At 70.1% G+C, this 22,541-nt stretch carries 20 protein-coding genes; 6 read left to right on the top strand and 14 right to left on the bottom strand.

The features are described 5' to 3' along the window. Complete coding sequence (locus tag AC1DTW_RS09015; protein WP_477980707.1) at positions 1 to 6,033, top strand: DUF7379 domain-containing protein; 6,033 nt, start codon at positions 1 to 3, stop codon at positions 6,031 to 6,033. Positions 6,034 to 6,071: 38 nt separating this feature from the next. On the opposite strand, the gene trhA is transcribed toward AC1DTW_RS09015, so the two are convergent. From trhA to AC1DTW_RS08995, 4 genes are read right to left on the bottom strand one after another with little or no spacing between them, the layout of a single operon-like run. Continuing rightward, a complete protein-coding gene (gene trhA / locus AC1DTW_RS09010; protein WP_477980706.1) occupies positions 6,072 to 6,713 on the bottom strand; it encodes a PAQR family membrane homeostasis protein TrhA in 642 nt (213 codons plus the stop codon). Between the two features lie 4 nt (positions 6,714 to 6,717). Continuing rightward, positions 6,718 to 7,485: an SDR family oxidoreductase gene (locus AC1DTW_RS09005; protein ID WP_477980705.1), complete on the bottom strand. Its 768-nt coding sequence runs from the start codon at positions 7,483 to 7,485 to the stop codon at positions 6,718 to 6,720. Between the two features lie 43 nt (positions 7,486 to 7,528). Beyond that, positions 7,529 to 8,596 carry an FHA domain-containing protein gene (locus AC1DTW_RS09000; RefSeq protein WP_477980703.1) on the bottom strand — a complete coding sequence of 356 codons (1,068 nt, stop codon included), beginning with the start codon at positions 8,594 to 8,596 and terminating at the stop codon, positions 7,529 to 7,531. Then, positions 8,584 to 9,831, bottom strand: a complete 1,248-nt coding sequence (locus tag AC1DTW_RS08995) for a S1 family peptidase (RefSeq protein WP_477980702.1) — start codon at positions 9,829 to 9,831, stop codon at positions 8,584 to 8,586. The genes AC1DTW_RS09000 and AC1DTW_RS08995 overlap by 13 nt, the downstream gene beginning before the upstream one ends. Positions 9,832 to 10,102: 271 nt before the next feature. Here AC1DTW_RS08995 and AC1DTW_RS08990 point away from each other — a divergent pair, with 271 nt between their 5' ends. Then, entirely contained in the window at positions 10,103 to 11,143 is a 1,041-nt protein-coding gene (locus AC1DTW_RS08990; protein WP_477980701.1) for an ABC transporter substrate-binding protein, read from the top strand. A gap of 4 nt (positions 11,144 to 11,147) precedes the next feature. Here the strand turns inward: AC1DTW_RS08990 and AC1DTW_RS08985 are convergent, their stop codons facing one another. The 5 genes from AC1DTW_RS08985 to AC1DTW_RS08965 form a co-directional block, all read right to left on the bottom strand. Beyond that, the gene (locus AC1DTW_RS08985; RefSeq protein WP_477980700.1) at positions 11,148 to 11,564 is read right to left on the bottom strand and encodes a hypothetical protein; all 417 of its coding nucleotides are present in this window, start codon (positions 11,562 to 11,564) and stop codon (positions 11,148 to 11,150) included. A gap of 5 nt (positions 11,565 to 11,569) precedes the next feature. Beyond that, the gene (locus AC1DTW_RS08980; protein ID WP_477980699.1) at positions 11,570 to 12,649 is read right to left on the bottom strand and encodes a hypothetical protein; all 1,080 of its coding nucleotides are present in this window, start codon (positions 12,647 to 12,649) and stop codon (positions 11,570 to 11,572) included. A gap of 3 nt (positions 12,650 to 12,652) precedes the next feature. Continuing rightward, a complete protein-coding gene (locus tag AC1DTW_RS08975; protein WP_477980698.1) occupies positions 12,653 to 12,973 on the bottom strand; it encodes a hypothetical protein in 321 nt (106 codons plus the stop codon). 77 nt (positions 12,974 to 13,050) lie between these two features. After that, positions 13,051 to 14,370, bottom strand: coding sequence for a vanadium-dependent haloperoxidase (locus AC1DTW_RS08970; RefSeq protein WP_477980697.1), 1,320 nt, complete (start codon positions 14,368 to 14,370; stop codon positions 13,051 to 13,053). 141 nt (positions 14,371 to 14,511) lie between these two features. Next, positions 14,512 to 14,718 (bottom strand): LytTR family DNA-binding domain-containing protein, encoded by a 207-nt coding sequence (locus tag AC1DTW_RS08965; RefSeq protein WP_477980696.1) that lies wholly within the window; start codon positions 14,716 to 14,718, stop codon positions 14,512 to 14,514. 277 nt (positions 14,719 to 14,995) lie between these two features. Here AC1DTW_RS08965 and AC1DTW_RS08960 point away from each other — a divergent pair, with 277 nt between their 5' ends. Then, positions 14,996 to 15,145, top strand: coding sequence for a hypothetical protein (locus AC1DTW_RS08960; protein ID WP_477980694.1), 150 nt, complete (start codon positions 14,996 to 14,998; stop codon positions 15,143 to 15,145). Position 15,146: 1 nt separating this feature from the next. On the opposite strand, the gene AC1DTW_RS08955 is transcribed toward AC1DTW_RS08960, so the two are convergent. From AC1DTW_RS08955 to AC1DTW_RS08940, 4 genes are read right to left on the bottom strand one after another with little or no spacing between them, the layout of a single operon-like run. Next, positions 15,147 to 15,896, bottom strand: coding sequence for a LytR/AlgR family response regulator transcription factor (locus AC1DTW_RS08955; protein WP_477980693.1), 750 nt, complete (start codon positions 15,894 to 15,896; stop codon positions 15,147 to 15,149). Between the two features lie 9 nt (positions 15,897 to 15,905). Continuing rightward, complete coding sequence (locus tag AC1DTW_RS08950; RefSeq protein ID WP_477980692.1) at positions 15,906 to 16,349, bottom strand: hypothetical protein; 444 nt, start codon at positions 16,347 to 16,349, stop codon at positions 15,906 to 15,908. Next, positions 16,342 to 17,496, bottom strand: a complete 1,155-nt coding sequence (locus AC1DTW_RS08945) for a sensor histidine kinase (RefSeq protein WP_477980691.1) — start codon at positions 17,494 to 17,496, stop codon at positions 16,342 to 16,344. The genes AC1DTW_RS08950 and AC1DTW_RS08945 overlap by 8 nt, the downstream gene beginning before the upstream one ends. Further along, a complete protein-coding gene (locus tag AC1DTW_RS08940; protein WP_477980690.1) occupies positions 17,493 to 18,590 on the bottom strand; it encodes a sensor histidine kinase in 1,098 nt (365 codons plus the stop codon). Before AC1DTW_RS08940 ends, AC1DTW_RS08945 begins: the two co-directional genes overlap by 4 nt. Before the next feature lie 181 nt (positions 18,591 to 18,771). Here AC1DTW_RS08940 and AC1DTW_RS08935 point away from each other — a divergent pair, with 181 nt between their 5' ends. The 3 genes from AC1DTW_RS08935 (at position 18,772) to AC1DTW_RS08925 (ending at position 20,893) form a co-directional block, all read left to right on the top strand. Continuing rightward, entirely contained in the window at positions 18,772 to 19,641 is an 870-nt protein-coding gene (locus AC1DTW_RS08935) for an ABC transporter ATP-binding protein (RefSeq protein WP_477980689.1), read from the top strand. Further along, positions 19,638 to 20,441, top strand: a complete 804-nt coding sequence (locus tag AC1DTW_RS08930; RefSeq protein ID WP_477980688.1) for an ABC transporter permease — start codon at positions 19,638 to 19,640, stop codon at positions 20,439 to 20,441. Before AC1DTW_RS08935 ends, AC1DTW_RS08930 begins: the two co-directional genes overlap by 4 nt. 71 nt (positions 20,442 to 20,512) lie before the next feature. Then, positions 20,513 to 20,893 carry a VOC family protein gene (locus tag AC1DTW_RS08925; RefSeq protein ID WP_477980687.1) on the top strand — a complete coding sequence of 127 codons (381 nt, stop codon included), beginning with the start codon at positions 20,513 to 20,515 and terminating at the stop codon, positions 20,891 to 20,893. A 24-nt stretch (positions 20,894 to 20,917) separates the two neighbouring features. Here AC1DTW_RS08925 and AC1DTW_RS08920 read toward each other — a convergent pair whose 3' ends face one another. After that, positions 20,918 to 22,438, bottom strand: a complete 1,521-nt coding sequence (locus tag AC1DTW_RS08920; protein WP_477980685.1) for a CoA-acylating methylmalonate-semialdehyde dehydrogenase — start codon at positions 22,436 to 22,438, stop codon at positions 20,918 to 20,920. Between the last annotated feature and the right edge of the window lie 103 nt (positions 22,439 to 22,541).

Here is a 22,541-nt window from a genome sequence, read left to right as displayed (position 1 = left end):
ATGCCGAAACGCAGCGTCGTCGAGATCCGCCTCACCGGCCGCGAGACCGGCGCAAGGCTGCCAGCGCTGCTGACGCCCGCGACGCGCGCGGCCGGCCGCACCGACGACGCGTTCCTGCCGTCGGGCTATCTGGTGCCGACGGCCGCGTTCGATGTCGGCCCCGCGGCGCGCGATGCCGGCGCCGCGGTCAAGCAGTCGCACGCGGCCGGCCCCGACGAGGTGATCGTGCTCGAGCTCGCCGATGGCAGCACGCTGATCACCAGCGCCGAGCGGCTGCGCGATTCGCTCGCGCTGACGCACCCCGAACTGCTCGCCGACGACGGTGGGATCCTGCTCGAGAAGCTGCGCGCCGACGGCGCGGCACCGGGCCGCGGCTTCGGCGAGGCGCTCGGCGGATTGATCAGCAAAGTCTACGCGTTCGCCGTCGGCGCCGCGCCCGACGCGATCGTCGACGAGGCGCTCGCTCAACTGAAGAACCCACTCGAACTCGGTGTCTCCTGGCTCGGCACCAAGGTGCTGATGGCCGCGATCGAGAAGCGGCTCGACCAGCCGCCCGGGCTGCACCGCTGGGTCGGCGCGAGCGGCAAGCCGGACGACCTGGTCGCCGTCGACCTGAACGACCCGACGCTGCCGCCGCCTTCGGCCGTGCGGCCGATGCTGGTGTTCGTGCACGGCACGGCCTCGAGCACGCTCGGCAGCTTCGGCGATCTGCGCACCGGCGACCGCGATCTCTGGGGCGTGCTCGGCGCGCACTTCGGCGGCGGCATCTTCGCGTTCGAGCACCGCACGCTGTCGCAGAGCCCGATCGAGAACGCGATCGAGCTGGCGCATGCACTGCCGCGCGGCGCGCAGGTCAGCCTGGTCTCGCACTCGCGTGGCGGGCTCGTGGCCGACCTGCTGTGCCTGGGCGATTTCGATGCGCTGATCGATGGCTACGCCTATGCCTTCGAGGGCACCGGCGATGCCGACCCGACCGAGGCGAAGCGCGTGCTCGGCGAACTCGAGACCGCGCATGCCGAGCAGCGCGCGCAGCTGCGCACGCTGGCCGGCGTGCTGCGCGATCGGCAGCTCACGGTGCAGCGCTACGTGCGCGCCGCGAGCCCGGCCAACGGCACGCTGCTCGCGAGCGGCAACTTCGACGTGTTCCTGAGCGGCATCCTGAGCCTGATCGGTCTCGTGCCGTTCTTCTTCGGCAGCCCGATCTATTCGGCGTTCAAGCGCGTCGTCGTCGAGGTCGCGAAGAACCGCACCAACGCGCACCTGGTGCCCGGCATCGAGGCGATGCTGCCCGACTCCCCGATGGCGCGGCTGCTGCGCGATGCGCCGGTGCGGCCGGGCACCGCGATGGCCGTGATCGCCGGCGACATCCAGGGCGGCAGCATGCTGCGGCGTCTCGGCGTGATGCTGGCCGACTTCCTGCTCTTCGACAACGAAGACAACGACCTCGTCGTCAACACCACCGCGATGCTCGCCGGCATCGCGCCGAAATCGAACGCGCGCGTGCTGTTCGATCGCGGCGCCGATGTCTCGCACTTCCGCTATTTCGCGAATGTCGACACGCGCGGCGCGCTGCGCGACTGGCTGGTCGCGCCGGAGCCCGGCACGCTCGGCGTGTTCCGCGCGCTGCCGACGCCGGACGAGTTCGCCGCCGCGCTCGCCGCATCGGCCGCGAGCCGCGACGCGCGCGCCGTCGACCGGCCTGTCGTCGTCGTGCTGCCCGGCGTGATGGGCTCGCATCTCGAGGTCGCCGGCGGCGACCGGGTCTGGTTCGATCCGCTCGACATCGCGGCCGGCGGCCTCACGAAGATCGAATGGGGCCGGCCTTCGGTCGAGGCCGAAGCGCTGTTCGCGATGTTCTACGGCAAGGTCTGCAAGTACCTGGCCGAGAGCCATCGCGTCGAGCCCTTCCCGTACGACTGGCGCCAGCCGCTCGACGTGCTCGCCGAGCGCCTCGGCGAATTTCTCGACCGGCTGATGAAGCAGACGACGCAGCCGATCCGGCTGCTCGCGCACAGCATGGGCGGGCTCGTCGTGCGCGCGACGATCCACAAGCGCCGCTCGGTCATCGATGCGCTGATGGCGCGCGACGGTGCGCGCTTCGTGATGCTGGGCACGCCGAACCAGGGCGCGCACTCGATGGTCGAGAACATGCTCGGCAAGGGCGACACCTTGCGCACGCTGGTGCGGCTCGATCTGAAGCATGACATGCAGCAGGTGCTCGACATCGTCGCCGGCTTTCGCGGCGCGCTGCAGCTGCTGCCCAAGCCCGGCTTCGTCGACATGTTCCAGGGCCAGCAGGACGGGGGTGGCCGCTACGCGTTCCAGAGCGCGCAGACCTGGGTCGAACTGAAGGCCAAGGTCACCGACTTCTGGTTCGGCGATCACCGCGCCGGCACGCCCGCGCAAGCCGTGCTCGACCAGGCCTCATGGCTCTGGGAGGCCGACGGGCCCGGCACGCCGACGCTGCCGGCCGCGTACGGGCCGAAGAGCGTCTATGTGTTCGGCGTCGCGCCGAACACGCCGTGCGGCGTGCGCGAGGAGCCCGATGGCCGCGGCGGCACGCGTCTGAAGATGGTCGGCACGACGCGCGGCGACGGCACGGTGAGCTGGGAGTCGGGCCGCATCGGCGGCATCGGCCGCTACTTCTACCTGCCGGCCGCGCATGGCGACCTGCCGGCGACCGAAGAGCACTTCGCGGCGCTCGCCGAGCTGCTCACATCCGGCACCACCGCGCGGCTGTCGGCGACGCCGCCGGCGACGCGCGCGGTCCAGCAGCCGCTGCCGGTCAGCTACGACGCCGGCCCGCCGACCGCCGACGACCCCGACGCGCTGCAGCGCGGCCTGATGGGCGGCTCGCGGCGCAACCGCGTGCCGCCGCGGCCGAAGCGCCGGCTCGAAGTCACCGTCCGAGCGATGGACCTGCGCTTCGTCTCGCAGCCCATCATGGTCGGCCATTACCAGCGCGATCCGATCGCCGGCGCCGAGGCGCTGATCGACCGCGAGCTGCTCGGCGGCGACCTCAGCGAGCGCCACACGCTCGGCCTGTATGCCGGCGGGCAGGGCAGCGCGACCGTCGTGCTGCGCGTGCCGAACGAGATCGAACGCCAGCGCGGCAGCCTCTCCGGCGCGGTCGTCGCGGGGCTCGGCTCGTATGACCGCGCGCTGAGCCCGTCGGTGCTGACCGAAGCGGTGCGCAGTGGCGCGTTGCACTACCTGCTGCAGGTGGTCGATGTGCTCGGCAAGGCCGACCGCGAGGTGCCGCTCGCGACGCTGCTGATGGGCTACAACTCGTCGGCGAACCTGACCGTCGCGGCCTCGGTCGAAGCGCTGGTGCGCGGCGTGATGGAGGCCAACGCGAAGTTCTTCGAGACGACGCGGCTGAATATCCGCATCAGTCGGCTCGACATCATCGAGCTCTACATCGATACCGCCATCAGCGCCGTCTACGCGCTGCGGCAGCTCGGGGCCCAGCTCGCGGTGCTGGCCGCCAAGCAGGGCACGTTGCTGGTCTGCCGCAACGAGCTGGTGCAGGGCGAAGGACTGCGGCTGCGCCTGTTCGACGACCGCAGCTCGAGCTACTGGCCGCGCCTGATCATCGCCGACGCGGACCGTGACGACGACGCCTGCCCACCGGGCTGTGTGATCGTGTCGAACCCGACCGGCGCCGTGAACACGCCGCTTGCCGGCGCCGCCGCGCCGCTGGCCGATCGGCTGCGCTTCACCTATGTCGGCCAGCGTGCGCGCGCCGAATCGGTCGCGCTGCAGCGCCAGCCGGGCCTGATCGAGCAGCTCGTCGCCGAGCAGATCCACAACCCGACCTGGAACGAAGATTTCGGCCGCATGCTGTTCCAGCTGATGGTGCCGCACGACTTCAAGGACGCCGCGCGCCAGCTCGACCGCGTCGTGCTCGTCGTCGATGCCTTCACCGCGAACCTGCCGTGGGAGCTGATGCTCGCCGACGACCCCGGCCGCGACGGCGACGACAAGCTGCCGCTCGCGCTGCGCACCGCCGTCGTGCGCCAGCTGACGACCTGGACCTACCGGCCGCAGGTGCGCCAGGGGATCGACCGGCGTGCGCTGGTGATCGGCAACCCGTCGGTTGCCGGATTCACCGATGCCTTCCCGCGCATCGACGGCCGGCCGACGCAGGCGCCGCCGGCGCTGCCCGGCGCGCAGGCCGAGGCCGAGGCGACCGCGGTCGTGCTCGGCAGCATGGGCTACACGGTCGATTCGGTGATCGGCGCAGACAAGACCGCGAGCGAGGTCCTGACCCGCCTGTACAGCCAGCCCTGGCGCATCCTGCACATCTCGGCGCACGGCGTGTTCGATGTGCCGCATGTCGACGGCCGGCGCCGCAGCGGTGTGCTGCTGTCGGGCGGTCTGCTGATCACCGCGGCCGAGATCGCGGCGATGGAGACCGTGCCCGATCTGGTGTTCCTGAACTGCTGCCACCTCGGCCAGATCGGCGCCGACGCCGGCCGCGCCGGCCGCGGCGCCAACAAGCTCGCGGCGAGCGTCGCGCGCGAGCTGATCGAGGTCGGCGTGCGCTGTGTCGTCGTCGCCGGATGGGCCATCAACGACGACTCGGCGAAGCGCTTCGGCGAGTCCTTCTACGAGCAGGTGCTGCTGCGCCGGCGGCCGTTCGGCGACGCGGTCTTCGAGGCGCGCCGCGCGGTCTGGCGCGCGCACCCCGAAGACATCACCTGGGGCGCCTTCCAGGCCTACGGCGAGCCCGGCTGGCTCGCCGAGCCGCGCGCGCCCGATGGCCAGGGCCCGGGTCCGGCGAGCACCGCGGCGTCACCGGAGGAACTGCTCGACGAGCTCGCGCGGCGCCGCGCCGATCTGTCGCGCCGGCGCGAGAGCATGTCCGAGGCCGAGATGCGCAGCCAGGCCGATGCGATCGCCGCGCTGCTGAGGCAGCGCTGCCCGCCGGCCTGGGAGCGCCTGCCGCAGCTGCAGTCGGCGCTCGGCCGCACCTGGTTCGAGCTCGGCCAGCTCGAACGCGCGCGCGATTGCCTGCTGGCCGCGGTGCAGGCGGTCGACACGATCGGGCTGGTGCCGATCCACGACATCGAGAAGCTCGCCAGCGTCGAGGCGCGCCTCGGCGACCAGCGCGCGCAGGTCGAGCTCGCGCCGGGCAAGCACGCGAAGGGCATGCCGCACACCGCGGAGGCGCTGATCGAGATGTCGCTGAAGCGGCTCGACGGGCTCGATGCGCTGGTCGAGACCCGCTTGCCGACCCGCGCCGATGCGCCGCTCGTCGCGCCCACGCCGCACGGTACGCGTGCCGCGCTGCGCGGCAGCGCCTGGAAGCGCAAGGCCAGCTTGCACGCACGACGCCTGCTCAGCGGCCGGCTCGGCCACGCCGAGCAAGACGCCGCACGGCGCGAGATGAACGCGTGCCTGCTGAACGCGATCGCCGCGTACCAGAGCGCCGAAGGCAGCCCCGGCAGCAGCCAGTTCAGCCCCTACCACGCGCTGAACCGGCTTGCGCTCGACGCGTTGACCGAATGGCCCGACCCGGCAAGCCGCGACGCCGCGATCGAGCTCGCGCAGCAATGCCGGCGTGCGGCCGCGCAGGGCTTCGCGATCACGCCGGGCTTGTGGGACGCGATCACGCAGCCCGAGGCGCTGCTCGTCGAACGCCTGATCGATGGCAGCCTCGGCCGCGCCGGCGACGCCGGGCGCGCGGTCTTCGAGGACATCGCACGTGCCTACGCCGAGGCGCTGCGCAACATCACCGTGAAGCCCTCGCAGATTGCCGCGCTGGTCGCGCAGATCGAACTGCTGTCGCGCCTGTGCGATGCACTGTCACTGGTGGAGGTCGACGACGAAGCGCTCGCGCGCACGGCCACCCGACTGATCGACCTCGCGCAGCGCGTGCAGCCGGGTCGCACGCCGCGGACCGATCGGCCGCCTCGGCGGGCAGCGGCGGCGCGCGGCACCGTTGCCGCGGGAGCGCCGAAGGTGGCGGCGCAGAAGCGCGCGAAGAGCGCGAAGAACCCCCCGAAGCCGGCACCGCGGCGACGCTGACGCGCGGCGGCCGTGATCACGCGGGCGCGCCGCGCCGTCTACTGCGCGTAGCGCAGCACCGCGACGAAGTGGCAGGCGCTGCCGCCGAGCACGAACAGGTGCCAGACGAAGTGCGCGTAACGCACCCGCGAGTCGAACAGGAACACCACCGCACCGGCGGTGTACGAGAGCCCGCCGGCGACCAGCCACGCGAGACCGGCGCCCGGCACGCGCGCGATCAACGGCGCCGCCGCGACGACCGCGACCCAGCCCATCGCGACATACAGCCCGGTCGACCAGAGCGGGTGCTTGAGGCGGTCTGCGAGCTTCGCGGTGAAGCCGAGCACGGCCATCGCCCAGACCACGCCGAACAGCGACCAGCCCCAGCCGCCGCGCAGCACGCCGAGCACGAAGGGCGTGTAGCTGCCGGCGATGAAGAGGTAGATCGCGGCGTGGTCGCAGCGGTTCAGCCAGGCCTTCGCGCGGCCGCCCGGCGGCCATGTGTGATACAGCGTCGAGACGCCGTACAGCAGCATCATCGTCACCGAGAACACACAGGTCGCGACGATGTTGATCGCGGTCGTGCGCTCGGGCGCGAACACCAGCAGGATCGGCAGCGACGCGATCGCGAGCAGGAACCCGATGCCGTGGCTGATGCCATTGGCGAGTTCCTCGCCGAGGGTTTGGGGGCGGGTGGTCATCGGACTACCGTCCGCCCGTCACATCGATCACCGACCCGGTCGTGTAGCTCGACACGTCCGACATCAGCCAGAGGATCGCCTGCGCGACCTCCTCGGCGCTGCCGGCGCGCTGCATCGGCACCATCGGCGCCATCTGCTTCGCGCGGTCGGGCGTGCCGCCGGAGGCGTGGATCTCGGTCTCGATGATGCCGGGCCGCACCGCGTTGACGCGGATGCCCTCGAGCGCGACCTCCTTTGCCAGGCCCATCGTGAAGACGTCGATCGCGCCCTTCGCGGCGGCATAGTCGACATACTGCCCGGGCGCGCCGATGCGCGCCGCGGCCGACGAGAGGTTGACGATGCAGCCGCCCTGGCCGCCGTGGATCGTGGACATGCGCTTGATCGCCTCGCGCGCGCAGACGAAGCTGCCGAAGACATTGATCGCGAACATGCGCTGCAAACGCTGCAGCGTCATGACATCGACGCGCGCCTGCACATCGACGACCCCCGCGTTGTTGACGAGTGCGCGCAGCGGCGGCAGCGCCTCGTCGACGGCCTCGAACATCGTGAGCACCTGGGCCTCGTCGGCGACATCGGCCTGCACCGCGATCGCGGTGCCGCCGGCATCGCGGATGCGTGCGACCATGCCTTGCGCCGCCGCGCTGCCGTGCGTGTAGTTGACCGCGACGGCCCAACCTTGCTGCGCGGCGAGCCAGCTGGTCGCCGCGCCGATGCCGCGGCCGCCGCCGGTGACGAGAACGGTGCGCTGTGGCGCGTTGAAGGCTGTGGCCATCGGGCTGGGACTCCGGGTCGGTTGTCGTTGCGGGGCGGTCTGCTCAATCGTCGTCGCCGCGCGCACCATCTTCGCCACGCGCCGGCTCCTTCGCCTTCCTGTCGAGCGTTGCCTTCAGTGGTGCGAGACCGTCGACGAACTTGTCGCTCGCGATCGGCTTCGCGATGCGCAGCGCCGGTGGCAGCAGGTGGCTCATGTAGAGCTCGTTGCCGAACTGGTCGCTGCGCTGCACGTTGAACCACAGCATCAGCAGCACGCCGATGACCGCGCAGCTCGCCGCGACCCATTTCAGCAGCCGGTGCTTCGCCGGCTCGACCGCGAGCAGGTGGAAGTACAGCGCCGCGGCGATCACGAGGATCGCGCCGACGAAGTCGAAGTCGGTGAACCTGGGCCACGAGAACGCGAACGCGAGCAGCGGCGGCAGCGTGGCGACCGCGAGCAGCGCCAGGCTCGCGTACAGGAACACGCGCAGGTGCCAGCCGAAGTGCGCTTGGCGCGTGAAGGTCTTCGACAGCAGCGCCCAGGCCGTGCACCAGACCGCCGCTCCGACCAGGCCGGTGAGCAGCACGCTGCCGGCCGCGCGGCTCAGGCCGTCCGGATCGGTGTCGAGGTAGGTGTTGAACAGCGCGCCGGCAATCACCAGCAGCGCGGCGAGCACCATCGGCACGAGGCGGCGCGTCAGCGAGCCGATCGGGGCCAGCACGAGCTCGGGCGCGAGCGTCTGGTCGGGCAGGCGCAGCCGCAGGTGCGTGCGCCCGAGCGTCAGGTCGATCGGGCCGGCGTCGGGGGCGAGCAGCGCGCTGTCGCCGGCGCGCAGGCGCTTGCGGCCGAGCAGCAGCCCGTTGCGCGTGTCGGCGACCGTCAACGTCAGGCCGTGTTCGGTCGGCGCGACACTCAGGTGGTGGGCGGCGACATGGGCATCGCTCAGCACCACGTCGTTGTCGAGCGCGCGGCCGATGCGCAGCGGCCAGCCGTGCACCGCGTAGGCCTGCCGCGGCTGACCGTCGCGATCGACGATCTCGACCAGCGCGAGCGCGCCGGGCGCGGCGCGCTCGGGCACGCGGATGTCGTGCTCGACGGCCAGCGGCGTGGCCTGCGCTAGCGCGCCCATGCGTAGGCTCCCAGGTAGTGTTTCGCGAGCTTCTGCGCGTTCGCGAAACTCAGGCCCTGCGCGTCGAAGCGACCCTGCACGCCGGACCGCGGCTGATCGAGTGTGGCGACCAGCACCGACAGGTCGTACAGCCCCGGCAGCTTCTTGTACGCGCGCAGGCAGACGACCGCACGCAGCGGCAGCCCGGCGCGGTCGACGTAGTCCTCATGGCATTGCGGCTTCGTCTGGTATTCGGCGCGCAACCGCGTGAAGCTCTCGTTGCGAAAGCTCGCCGAGTAGCGCGCCGCGAAGCGCAGGGCGCCGAGCTTCGCGCCGTCGTAGCTCTCGTGGCGCAGGCCGATTGCACCGGTCGTGTAATCGCCGACATAGATGCGCGTGTCCATCACGCAGTCCGAGCGCTCCAGGTCGAGGCCACCGGTGCGCGACGGCTCGCTGCTGCCCCAGCAGCGCATGAACTGGTCGCTCGGCACCGGCACGCGGTAGCGCGGGTGTGTCGCGGTCTTCCAGCCCTGCTGGATGAAGCGCGCGGTCAACTCGGCCTGATGCAGCATCAGCTGGTCGGTGACGAGGCCGTAGGCGGCGGTGCGGATCGGTGCGGCGTCGCGGCCGCGCGCGAGCAGCGCGACCGCGAAGCTGGCCGGCACCAGAAAGCTGACCTGCTCGCCGTCGACGCGCCGCGCCACGTTGATGCCGATCACGCGGCCCTGCTCGTCGAGCGCCGGCCCGCCGCTCATGCCGCCGCTGAGCGCGCCGCCGAAGAAGATCTGCGGGTAGAAGCTGCGCCGGACCAGGCCGTTGTAGGTGCCCTCGGTGACCGCGAAGCCCACGTCGAGCGGGTTGCCGAGCGAGTAGATGCGCTCGCCTTGCGACAGCGGCTGCGCATCGGGGCGGAACGCGAGCGCATCGAAGCCGGCGGCGGGCCGGGTCGGGTCGCCGGCCTTCAGCAGCGCGAGGTCGTGCAGCACATCGAGCTGCAGGATCTGCAGCGGCGCCTCGCGGCCATCGGCTGTGACATAGACGAGATCGTGGTGCTCCGGCTTCAGCGCCGCTTCGGCGACGACATGGAAGTTCGTGACGATGTGGCCTTCGCGCGTGACCAGGAAGCCCGAGCCGACCGAGGTCTGGCTCGCGCGGCCCTTCAGCACGGTGCGGATCTGCACCAGCTGCGAGCGTGCCTGTTCGTAGACCTTGCGCGCCGACAGCGAGATCGGTGCCGAGGCGGCCTCTTGCGGCACGCTCGCAGCGGCAGCAGGCGCGGAGGGCCCGGCGGGGACGGGCTCCACAGGCGCGGCGGCGGCGAACTGGGCAAGGCACCAGAACCAGACCGGCGCGACCCCAACGGAGAACCGGCGGCACTTCATTGCGAATCATTCTACGGGCCGGGGAAGCCGCGCTTGGGGTGGGGTCGGGCCGCGTTCGCCGCGGGGTCCGATGCGGGGAGACGAGAGTACGCGCGGGCATCCGCGGTCGCTACAGTCGTCGGCAACCATTGTGGAGACCCGAGACATGCAACGCCGTACCCTTCTGTGGACCCTTCTGTCTGGTGCCGCCGGCACCGCGCTGGCCTGGCCTGCACTGGCGCTGAGCCAGACGCTCGAGAAGCCCAAGCTCACGATCGCCGTGGGCGGCAAGAACCTGCTGTACTACCTGCCGCTGACGATCGCCGAGAGCCTGGGCTACTTCAAGGCCGAGGGCCTCGAGGTGACGATCGCCGATTTCGCCGGCGGCTCGCGCGCGCTGCAGGCGATGATCGGGGGCAGCGCCGATGTGGTCTCGGGCGCCTTCGAGCACACGATCAACATGCAGGTGAAGGGCCAGCGCCTGCGCGCCTTCGTGCTGCAGGGCCGCGCGCCGCAGATCGTGCTCGGCGTGAACCCGAAGACGATGCCGAACTTCAAGAGCGTCGCCGAGCTGAAGGGCAAGAAGCTCGGCGTCACCGCGCCGGGTTCGTCGACCAACGTGCTCGCGAACTTCGTGCTCGGCAAGGCCGGGCTGAAGCCGGGCGACGTGTCGATCATCGGCGTGGGCGCCGGCAGCGGCGCGGTCGCCGCGATGCGCGCCGGCCAGATCGACGCGATCAGCAACCTCGACCCGGTGATCACGCTGCTGGCGCGTTCGGGCGACCTGAAGATCGTCTCCGATACCCGCGTTGTCAGCGAGGCCGACAAGATCTTCGGCGGGCCGATGCCGGCCGGTTGCCTGTACGCGTCGCAGAGCTTCATCGACAAGAATCCGACGACGGCGCAGGCGCTCGCGAACGCCATCGTGCGCGCCGACCGGTGGATCCAGAACGCCGGCGCCGGCGACATCATCAAGGCCGTGCCCGAGAACTACCTGCTCGGCGACCGCGCGGTGTATGTCGATGCGTTCCTCGCCGCGAAGGGCGCGCTGTCGACCGACGGCATGTTCCCCGAGGCCGGCGGCGAGACCGCGCGCCGCGCGCTCGCCAGCATCGACCCCGAGATCGCGGGCGCGAAGATCGATCTGGCGGCGATCTACACGAACGAGTTCGCGAAGAAGGCGAACGCGAAGTACCCGAAGGGCTGAAGCGTCATCCGGACGCGTCCGACGCCGCGGCGACCGGTGTCTTCGGTTCTTCTTTGGCGACCTGGCATTGCCCGCCGGATTGCAGCGGAATCAGCAGTGCCAGAGAGGCCTCCGGACCGGCCTTGATCGTCAGCGCAAACGAGCACATCCTTGCCCCGAGGACATCGAGGATGTACGGGCCTGGCGCGAGCGACAGGTGCCGCTCGCCGCCGCTGTCGGTCAGGTAGGTTCCGCCCGAACCGTTCATGTCGCTGAGGTGCAGCTTCACGCCCTTGGCGGCAATCCGGGTACCGTGCGGATCGGCGAGAAACAGCTTGAGCTTCAACGACTGTGTTGCCGGGGGGGCCGCGGCGGGTGTGCCCGGTCCCTGCGAGCGCGCCACGCCCGAGACGGCGAGCAGCGCCGCGAGGATCGAAAGCAAGGGCTTCATTTCGGCGTCTCCTTTGCGGCGCCGCCGGGCGTGCGCGGCGCAGGCTCGCCAGGCGCATCGTTCAAGGCCTGGATGACGGTGTCGATGAACGGCCGATCGCGCGCGCCACCGCGTGAGCTCGGGAAGAACACCAGGCTGAATGTCGCGGACCGTTGCTGTCCGTCGTAGGCCACCAGCACGACCGCGAAACGTTCGGTGGCCGACAGCCGGGTATAGGAGATGAGCGGGAAATCGAACTCGTCGACCCAGAAGCTCCACTGTTGCGGTTGGGGCGGCTCCTTCGTCCTGTCGAGACAGGAGGAGTTCCTCGACGCGTCGCCCTCCGTCGCGTCCGAGGTGACGACGGCGTAGAACCGGTGTCTGGACGCATCGTGACTCAGGAGCCTCAGCTTGAAAAGGCAGCCCTTGGCCGAAGACGCCGAAGACGCCGGATCGACGAAGCGCAACGGCTCCTCGAACGGTGAATCCCGGAAGTTGTCGAAGCCGACCATCAGATCGGCCCTCGCGCCGCTGGCCGCCAGCACGTCGACCTGGCGCACCTTGACGGCTGTGGCCACATTCGCCAGCTGCTCACGAAGCGCGGCGCGCGAGGCCGCGGGTTGCGACGCGATCTCGCGATCGATCTGCCAGAACAAGGGGCTGAGATTGAGCGACTCGTCGAAGTTCGATGCGAGCAATTCCAGCACCGTCAAACGCTGCGCAAGGTTGGCCTTGGCCGGATCCAGGTAGTCATGCAGCAGCGTCGAGAAGATGTTGCTGCGCACGCCCATCTCGGCCTCTTCACGCTTGTTGATCAGATCGGTATAGGCGCGCTGGCGCGCGTCTTGCCGCGTGCGTTCGTCGGCGGCCTTGCGGTCCTCGGCCGCGCGTTGGTTCGATGCGACGCGGTCGGCGAAGGCGCGCTGCTCCGCCTGCTCGCCGAGCCGATTCGTGATCCAGCCGCCGACCAGCGGAATCGCCAGAGTCACGATCACCCACTTCAGGTTGTCGGTGAGGAACCCGTCCCATGTTCGTTCGGGCGACGTGCGCGCGCGAAACAATCGCCGCGGGTCGCCATGGTTCGAATCGGCGCCCATGGATCATCTCCGGGTCAGCTGCGCGGCACCGCCCGGGTGCGTCAGCGCAAAGTCGTAGCGCGTCGGATTGGCGTAGATCACGACGGGCGCGCTGGCGTCCCCGACGCGGACGACGCAATCGCGCGCCGACCGGTCGATGCCGAACTGGTAGGAGCCGCGCCGATCGGCCGTCGTCGATGCGAGAGGCTGCCCGCCGCAGACCAGTTGCATCTCGATCGGCCTGCCGGGCAGCTGCCCGTCGACGGTCAGCGAGCCATAGAACCCCGCGGCCTGGGCGCCCGTCGCACAACCGGCGACGATGGCGAACGTCAGCAACTTGTTCATCTGAAGACCCCTTCCAGTCCGCCCGCGCTTCACGCCCGGTCTCGGATGAATACGCGGGATCGCCCGGAGACCGGACATCACTTCGCTTCGAAGTGATAGCGCGCGACCCACTGCGCGGTCTTGCGCCCGAGCTGCACGCCGGCCTCGCCGGAGTTGCGGTAGTGCATGCCGCCGTAGACCCGGGCATCGATCACGTCGCGCAGCAGGTCGTCCGTCGATTCGTAGTGCCGCGTCTTGTCGGCGACGCTGGCGACCGTGCTGTCCCAGTCGAACGCGAGCTTCTTGGTGCCGTAGAACTGGCGCAGTGTCTCCGCGGTCGCCGTCGTCGCGCAGCCATGCGCGGCCGGGTACTCGGGATGATTCGGCGTCGGCACCACGGGGGTCCAGCCGGCGTCGGCATCGGTCGCGGGGTTGCCGTCGGTCGCGGCCAGCGGGACCGCGCTCTGCGGGCGCCAGAAGTTGTAGTGGTACTTCGCGTCGAAGCAGCCGATCACCGCGTCGGCGAGCGCGACGCTCATCTGCGCCAGCAGGCGGGCGTTGTCGGCCAGTTCGATGTTGACGGTCGCGAACCGGCGCTGGTTGCGATACGGCGCGATCGCCGGCGACTCGGTGTGGAAACGCGCCAGGTCGAGCTGTGCCGGCGTGCGCAAAGCGCTGACGGCGCCGCCGTAGGCCTTCGATTCGTTCAGGTCGCGCGCGTACAGATCGCTCGTCAGCGCCGGCGGCGGTTCGGGGCGGAACTGGTCCGCGCTGCGCAGCGTGAACGGCCGGATGTACGGCTGCTGCCGATTCACCGGGTTCGCGCCGCGGAAGTCGCCCGGCGCGCTGCCCGCCACGTAGGGGGCGAGCGCGACGCTGCGACCGTCGTTGGCGCGCAGCGCGAGGATGCCGCTCGCGACCTCGGCGCCGATCGCGATCGCGCGGGTCTTCGCATCGCCGTCGGCGATTCCCGCCAGCCCAGCGGCGTAGGCCGCTTCGTATTGCGCGCCGCGGCTCGGGAACAGGCCCTTGAGCACGCGGTAGGCGGCCTCGATGACCGCGGCCTCCATCGAGGCGCCGGCGGCGGGCGTCGTCGGCGTGATCGCGAACGGCTTGTGCGTGCCGGCGATCGCGATCGCCGCGTCGTAGACCGCGAGCTGCACGGTCGCGATGTCGGGCCCGCCGACGCGTTCTTCCGGCGTCGCGCCGGTCGGCGACGCCGGCACGTTGATCGTGTTGATCGCGATCTCGTGCCAGATCGACACGACGTTCGGCCCTCGCGAGACGAGCGCGATGGGCTTGTCGGCGGCGAGCGCGACCGAACTGCCGCCATCGGTGACATCGCTGCTGCCACCTCCGCCGCAGGCTGTGACGAAGGCCGCCGTGGCTACGGCGGCGAGCGGGCCAAAGTGATTCAAGTGAGATCGGTGCATCGAATTCTCCCGTTGATGGAGCGGCCAGTCTGGGCGCCGCACCGGCGTGCCGCTGCGCTTGCGACGAGTGCGCCCTGCGGCGTGCGAACGCGGCAAACGACGGTGTGGATGTGCGCGGCCGCGCGCTCACATCTGCCGGAACCGATGCGTGTGCGCATCGCTGACCGGCAGCGTCTCGCTGCGCGACTTCAGCCTGACGGACACGCGACCGCGAAAGTCGCGCGTCACGCCGGCGATCGCGTTGGCATTGACGATGGTCGAGCGGTGGATCGGCCAGAAGTCCGCCGCGTCGAGGCGACGTGCTGGCGCACGAACTACCGCTGGCGACGGCACGGCTCGACACCGAGTACGCGGCCGCGCTCGCGGCGATCGCCGGGCGACTATCGCTTCACGCCGCCGTTCGACTTCGCGGCCGCCGTGCAGCTGGGCGACCGGATGACGCCGTTCTCGATCCCCAGCAACTCGGCCTACCGCGTCGAGGCGCCGTACGACGTGAACAGTGCCGCCTACGCGGCCGACTTCAGCGAGGTCAAGGCACTCGGCGCTGCGGCGTACCGCCGACCAGTCGGAGCTTGCGATCTGCTGGCTCGAAGGCACCTTCGACTCATTGATGCAGATCGCCGTGCAGCTCGCTGCCGCGCGCCAGATGGACGGCTGGGCACTCACGCATCACTTCCGGCATGCGGTGAACACCGGGCCGGTGCAGGGGCGCCAGGTCGGCGAGCAGGTGATGGCGAGCCGGCTCGCACCGCGCGGCTGAATCACATCTGCCGGAACAGGTGCGTGTGTGCATCGCTGACCGGCAGCGTCTCGCTGCGTGACTTCAGCTTGACCAGCACGCGGCCGCGAAAGTCGCGCGTCACGCCGGCGATCGCGTTGGCGTTGACGATGGTCGAGCGGTGGATCGGCCAGAAGCACGCCGGGTCGAGCTCGTCCTGAAGTTCCTTCAGCGACATGCGGATCAGCGACTCGCCGGTCGCGGTGACGACCCGCGTGTACTTGGTGTCGGACTGGAAGTACAGCACCTCGTCGACGGTGATGAGCGCCACGTCCTGGCCTTTCGATGCGTTGATCCAGCGCAGATGCTTGCGCGCCGGCACGGCTGCGGCGAGTTCGCGCAGCACGCCGTCCAGCGCTACCGGTGCGCGGCCCATGCGCTGGCGGACCCGGCTGACCGCGAGCGCCAGGCGCTCGACCGAATAAGGCTTGAGCACGTAGTCGACGGCGCCCTGTTCGAACGCCGCGACTGCATGCGCGTCGTATGCCGTCACGAACACGACGTGGCAGCGCCCGGCGATCTGGCGGGCGACCTCGACGCCGGTCAGGCCCGGCATCTGGATGTCGAGAAAGACCAGGTTCGGGGTCAGTCGATCCAGCAATTGCAGCGCTTCGAAGCCGTTGCCTGCCTCGCCGGCGATGCGCAGCTCGGGCCACAGCATGGCCAGGTGCGAGCGCAGCTCGTCGCGCAGCACGGTCTCGTCTTCGGCGATCAGCGCGGACGGGTGGCTCATCGCCGCACCTCAGGTCTTCTTTGCGCCGCCCGCCGGCTTCAATTCAACGAGCAGCGCACGGATGTCCTTGCCGGAAATGTTCTCGGTCTCGTGCGTCTGGGCCTCGCTCCAGAACATGTCGCCGGGCTTGACCTCGACGACGATGGTCTTGCCGTCGGCGGCCTTGTCGCGCACCTTCGCCGCGCTCAGCGAGATCGACAGGTGAGCCGGGTGCGAATGCATGCCGTTGCCGCACACCGCCATGCCGGGGCGGCTGTTGAACTCGAGCACGCGCAGCTTGTCGTTCTCGAACGCGACACGGTAGGCGCGCGGCTGCACGGCCGCGGCGTCCTGCGCCAGCGCTGCATCGCCAAGGCCGAGGCCGGCCAGCAAGGCCAGCAAGGCGCGGCGGCGCTCGCCGTCGTCGATCTCGCCGGTAGCGGCGGCGCAGCAGAGAGAGGTTCGATCAGCCATGGTGGGTCGTCTCCAGGAGGGAACGCGTCGCCTCGACGCGCGTTTGTCTCGCCGGCTCGGCGCCGGCGGGCAGGGACAGGGACAGGGGCAGGGTCAGCGTGAAGGCGGGCGAGCCGGGGCCGTCGTGCAAATTCAGCGCCCAGGCGTCGCCGAACAAGGTGCGCAGCCCGACCCGCAGGCGGTACAGCAACTCGGGCGGCAGCCAGGTGTTGTCGGCGCTCAGCCCGGCGCGGACCAGCGTCAAGGTGCAGTGGCCGCCGTGCTGCGTGAGGCGCAGCGCCGCGCCAGTGTCGCCAAGCGCCGCGCCCACTGGTGCAGCGGCGAGCGCATCCAGCATCGGCAACAGCATCAGTGGCGGGAACGGCAGGTCCGGCATCGGGCCGTCGACGCGAATCGCGCGGACGCTGCGTCCCGGCTCGAACGCGGCGACGAGCCGCGCATACTGCATCGCCAGCAGCAGCTCGGCCGCGAGCGTCGAGGCGCCGCTGCGCACGCCCGGCATCGCGGCGCGCAGGAAGCCGATCAACGGATCGAGCAGGCCACTGACCGTGGCGGGCGCGGCCGCATAGCGCCGTTCAACTTCGGCCATCGCACGCAGCAGGAACACCGGGTCGACTTGTCCCTGCAGGGCCTGCAGCCGGGCGGCGTCGAGCGCGGCCTCGGAACGCAGGCGCGCGATTTCGGCCTGCGCCAGCAGCGCCCGCGTGCGTTCCCCGCGCTGGCTCATCCGGTACACCGCGATGAAGACGCCGCCGTAGCACAGGCAACCCCAGAAGACGTGCATGGAGCTGCCTTCGGCGAGCCGGATCGGCTTGATCAGGAACAGGAGCTTGGAGGCGAGCGTCCACGCGGCCGTCCCCATGAAGGCAAAGGCCAGCAGCGCCGGTGCGAAGCGCGCGGGCGTCAGGTAAGGCTCGAACAACAGCAGCGCGCCGACCGGAGCGATCCCGGCGACGAGCCACAGCGTCATCAAGCGCAGATTGAATTCGAGCCATTCGACGGGACTCAGGTTGCCGAGCGGCAGCGCGAACGACTCCATCGTCGCGCAGGCGATGGCCCAGAGTGCACCGTAGCTCCACGCACGGCGCCAATTCAGCTGCGCCGTGGCGGCCGCGGGGGAGCGGCGGCGGATCGCCAACGCTTTCACGCGGCGTGCTCCGTCGTGGCCGCTGGGATGCGCAGCGCGGCGCGCACGCCGTTTGGCATGTTGCCCTGCAAGCTCAGCGTGCCGGCGCTGCCATACAAGGTGCTCAGACGCGAGCGGATGTTCGCCAGGCCGATGCCGCTGCCGCTCGCGCCGCTGAAGCCGACGCCGGTGTCGGCGACCACCGCTTCGAGCATGCCGTCGTGGCAATGCACCGACACCCCGATCGTGCCGCCGGTCGTGGATGGGCCGATGCCGTGTTTCACGGCGTTCTCGACCAGGGTCGCGATCGTGAGTGGCGGGAAGGGCCGTGCGCGCAGCTCGTCCGGAACATCGAAACGCACCTGCAATCGACCTTGCATCCGCTGTTCGACGACGCCGAGGTAGGCGCGGGTCAGGTCGATCTCCTGGCCCAGCGTGTTGCGGTGGCCGTCGGCCTGCGGTTGCGCCGAGCGCAGGTAGGCGACGAAATGCGCCAGCAGGCGCGCGCCGCGCTCGGGCTCGACTTGCTGCAGCCGGCGCACGGTGGCCAGCGTGTTGAACAGGAAGTGCGGATCAATCTGGCTGCGCAGCACGCCGAGCCGCGCCTCGGTGGCCTGGCGCTCGAGCTGGACGCGCCGGAGTTCGACCGCCTGGGCCTGCTCGCTCGCTTCGGCGCCACGCCGCCACACGAACCACATCGCGCCGATGCTGCTCGCGATGATGGCCCAGCGCGCGATGCGACCGAGCATGGCGGTCGCGTCGTCGGAAGCGCCGTGTGCGCCTGCGGCGACCAGAAGGAGTTCTCCGGCCGCGGCGCCGGCCACGATCGCCGCCGCCAACGCCACCGAGCGCGCGCGCAACGTGCGCGCCGGCAGCCGACCCGCCGCGACAAGCGCCAAGCCGATCATCGCGGCCACGCCGATTCGGTCGCGCAGCACTTCGAGCCAGCCGAGCAAGACCTCGTCGACCGGCCAATGGCGCCAGACGAAAGGCTGGAACAGGTACTCGGTCGACAGCAGCAGCGCGACGATCGCGCTGCATGCGACGACCGTGGCCAGCGGCGAGCGGGCGAGCGCCGCGGTCGCGGGCGCGACGGACGGCAAGGCTGTCGCCACGGGCCTCGTGGGCGCCCTCGCGCGACGGGCGGACTGCGGCATCGAACGGCCTCCTGCCTTGGCGTTTCGCCTGCAGCCCGAGCCTTGGGGTCGGCGATTGCCGCATCGTAGACCGCGTGTCGCCCGGCGGCCAGCGTTGCGACGAAACCGCTTGGCGTGCGACGAAGCCGCCCTGGCCGCGATGAGCCGGCGTCGCACACTAAACTCGCAGCCAAACGAATGTCCGGGAGCTTCGCTGAATTCGCACACCGCCCCTGCCGCGCTGCAGCTCGATCGTGTCGCCTGCACCTTCGTCTCGAAGGATGACCCGGGCCAGCGCTACACCGCGGTCCGCGACGTGACGCTGACGGTCGGCGCGGGCGAGTTCGTCAGCGTCGTCGGTCCGACCGGGTGCGGCAAGAGCACCTTGCTCAACGTCGCCGCGGGCCTGCTCGCGCCGAGCACCGGCACCGTCCGCGTGTTCGGCGAGCCGCTTGCCGGCATCAACCGGCGTGCCGGCTACATGTTCCAGGCCGAGAGCCTGATGCCGTGGCGCACCGCGGCGCAGAACGTGATGGCCGGGCTCGAATTCCGCGGCGCAAGCGATGCCGCCGCGCAGGCCGGCGAGTGGCTGAAGCGCGTCGGCCTCGGCGGCTTCGGCGACCGCTATCCGCATCAGCTCTCGGGCGGCATGCGCAAGCGCGTGAGCCTGGCGCAGACGCTGGTGCTCGACCCCGACATCATCCTGATGGACGAGCCGTTCTCGGCGCTCGATGTGCAGACCCGCCAGCTGATGGAGAACGAGGTGCTCGATCTGTGGGCGGCCAGGAAGAAGGCGGTGCTGTTCATCACGCACGACCTCGACGAAGCGATCGCGATGAGCGACCGTGTCGTGTGCCTGAGCGCGGGCCCGGCCTCGCACCCGATCGGCGAGTTCGCGATCGACCTGCCGCGGCCGCGCGATGTCGCCGAGGTGCGCGCGACACCGCGTTTCGTCGAGCTGCACTCCGGGGTCTGGAGCGTGCTGCGCGACGAGGTGCTGAAAGGCTATCGCCAGCAGCTCGCCGCATGAAGTACCTGCGCCTCTGGCAGCTCGGGCTGCTGCTGCTGATCTTCGCGCTCTGGCACGTGCTGACGAAGCCGGGATTGATTCCTCCGCTGGTGTTCGAGAACGACCGGCAGGCAGCGTTCTTCTTCGGTGAGCCGCTGAAGATCTTCGGCCGGATCTGGGCCTGGTTCGTCACGAACGCCGACATCTACGAGCACCTGGCCGTCACCTTGCTCGAGACCGTGCTCGCGTTCGGCATCGGCACCGTGCTGGGCCTGGGCTGCGGGCTGTGGCTCGCGCTGAGCCCACTGGCCGCGGCGATCACCGACCCGTACATCAAGGCGCTGAACAGCATGCCGCGCGTGATCCTGGCGCCGATCTTCGCGGTCTGGTTCGGCCTCGGCGTCGCGAGCAAGGTCGCGCTCGGCGTCACGCTGGTGTTCTTCATCGTCTTCTTCAACGTCTACCAGGGCGTCAAGGAGGTCAGCCCGGTCGTGCTTGCGAACGCGCGCATGCTCGGCGCCTCGCAGCGGCAACTGCTGCGCCATGTGTACCTGCCGAGCGCGACGAGCTGGGTCTTCAGTTCGCTGCACACCAGCGTCGGCCTGGCGTTCGTCGGTGCGGTCGTGGGCGAGTACCTCGGCTCGTCGCGTGGCGTCGGCTACCTGATCCTGCAGGCGGAAGGATCGTTCGACATCAACACCGTGATGGCGGGCATCCTGGTGCTGACGGTGTTCGCGCTGATGCTCGACGCCATCGTCGGCAGGCTCGAGAAACGGTTGATGAAGTGGCAGCCGCGCGAGGCGGAAGCCGAGCGCCTCTAGCGTCCTGGAGCGAGTGTTCAAGCCGCCGGTGGCGGCGCAGAATGCATCACCGCACTCGACAGGAGACGATCATGCTGACACATGCTCACGTGACGACGATGTTGCCGGTCAAGGATCTGGCCCGCGCCCGGCAGTTCTATGAGGGTCGGCTCGGGCTGCGACCGATCGGCCTGCAGGCCGACGGCAAGTTCAGCTATGACTGCGGCGGCGCGACGCTGGCGCTGTTCCCGAAGGAGGGCGGCACGAAGGCCGACCACACCGCGGTCAGCTTCCAGGTGCCCGACATCGCGGCGAGCATCGCCGAACTGCAGCGCGCCGGTGTCGCCTTCGAGGACTACGACTATCCCGGGCTGAAGACGGTCGAGCATGTCTGCGTGCTCGGCGCCGAGAAGGCCGCGTGGTTCGTCGATACCGAGGGCAACATCCTGTGCCTGCATGAAGACCTGAAGTAAACGAGCCGGCCGCGCCGGCGGCGGCTACTTCGCCGTCGGCATCACGAACTCGGCACCCTTCGCGATGCTTGCCGGCCAGCGCTGCATGATCGATTTCTGCTTGGTGTAGAAGCGCACGCCCTCTTCGCCGTAGGCGTGCATGTCGCCGAACAGCGAGCGCTTCCAGCCGCCGAAGCCGTGCCAGGCCATCGGCACCGGGATCGGCACGTTGATGCCGACCATGCCGACCTGGATGCGCCGCGAGAACTCGCGCGCGACGTTGCCGTCGCTGGTGAAGCAGGCCACGCCGTTGCCGAATTCGTGCGCGTTGACCAGCTCGACCGCTTCTTTCAGGTCGTGCACGCGCACGCAGCCGAGCACCGGGCCGAAGATCTCTTCCTTGTAGACGCGCATCTCGGGCGTGACGTTGTCGAACAGCGTGCCGCCGGTGAAGAAGCCTTCGGGGTGGCCTGGCACCTTCAGGCCGCGACCGTCGACGACGAGCTTTGCGCCCTCCTTGACGCCGGTGTCGATGTAGCCTTCGATGCGCTCGAGGGCCTGCCGGGTCACGATCGGGCCCATCTCGGCGTCGAGCTCCATGCCGTTCTTGACCTTCAGCGCCCTTGCGCGCTCGGCGAGCTTCGGGATGATCTTGTCGGCGACGTCGCCGACCAGCACCGCCACGCTGATCGCCATGCAGCGCTCGCCGGCCGAGCCGTAGGCGGCGCCGATCAGCGCGTCGACCGCCTGCTCGATGTCGGCGTCGGGCATCACGACCATGTGGTTCTTCGCGCCGCCGAGCGCCTGCACGCGCTTGCCGTGGTGCGCGCCGGTTTCGTAGATGTACTGCGCGATCGGCGTCGAGCCGACGAACGAGAGCGCCTTCACGTCGGGGTGCGTCAGCAGCGCGTCGACCGCGACCTTGTCGCCCTGGATCACGTTGAACACGCCATCGGGCAGCCCGGCCTGCGTCAGCAGCTCGGCCATGAAGACGGAGCACGAAGGATCGCGCTCGCTCGGCTTCAGGATGAAGGTGTTGCCGCAGGCGATCGCCACCGGATACATCCACATCGGCACCATGCAGGGGAAATTGAACGGCGTGATGCCGGCGACCACGCCGAGCGGCTGGCGCAGGGTCCAGTTGTCGATGCCGGTCGAGACCTGGTCGGTGAAGTCGCCCTTCAGCAACTGCGGCACGCCGCACGCGAACTCGACGATGTCGATGCCGCGCGTGACCTCGCCCTGCGCGTCGGTGAAGACCTTGCCGTGCTCGGCGGTGATCATCGCGGCGAGCGTGTCGCGGTGCTGGTTCAGCAGCTCGAGGAACTTGTTCATCACGCGCGCGCGGCGGATCGGCGGCATGTCGGCCCAGGCCGGGAACGCGGCCTTCGCGCTAGCGACCGCCGCGGCGACCTCGTCGACCGAGGCCAGCGCGACCTGGCGCGCGACCGCGCCGGTCGAGGGGTTCCAGACCGGCTGGCGCCGTCCGCCGGTGCTGGGCACCGGGCGGCCGTTGATGAAGTGGCCGACTTCGGTCGTGGCGGTGAAGGCTTCGGGTGCGCCCATGGTCTATCTCCTCGGCAACGGGTGGCGGATCAGCCGAGCAGTCTATTCGAGCGGCCAGCACAACCCGCGCCGCATGGCTATGCTGCGCGCAGTACTGAAGGAG

The sequence above is a fragment of the Rhizobacter sp. P5_A1 genome, assembly GCF_056400745.1.
This window is presented reverse-complemented; position numbering and strand designations above follow the sequence as displayed.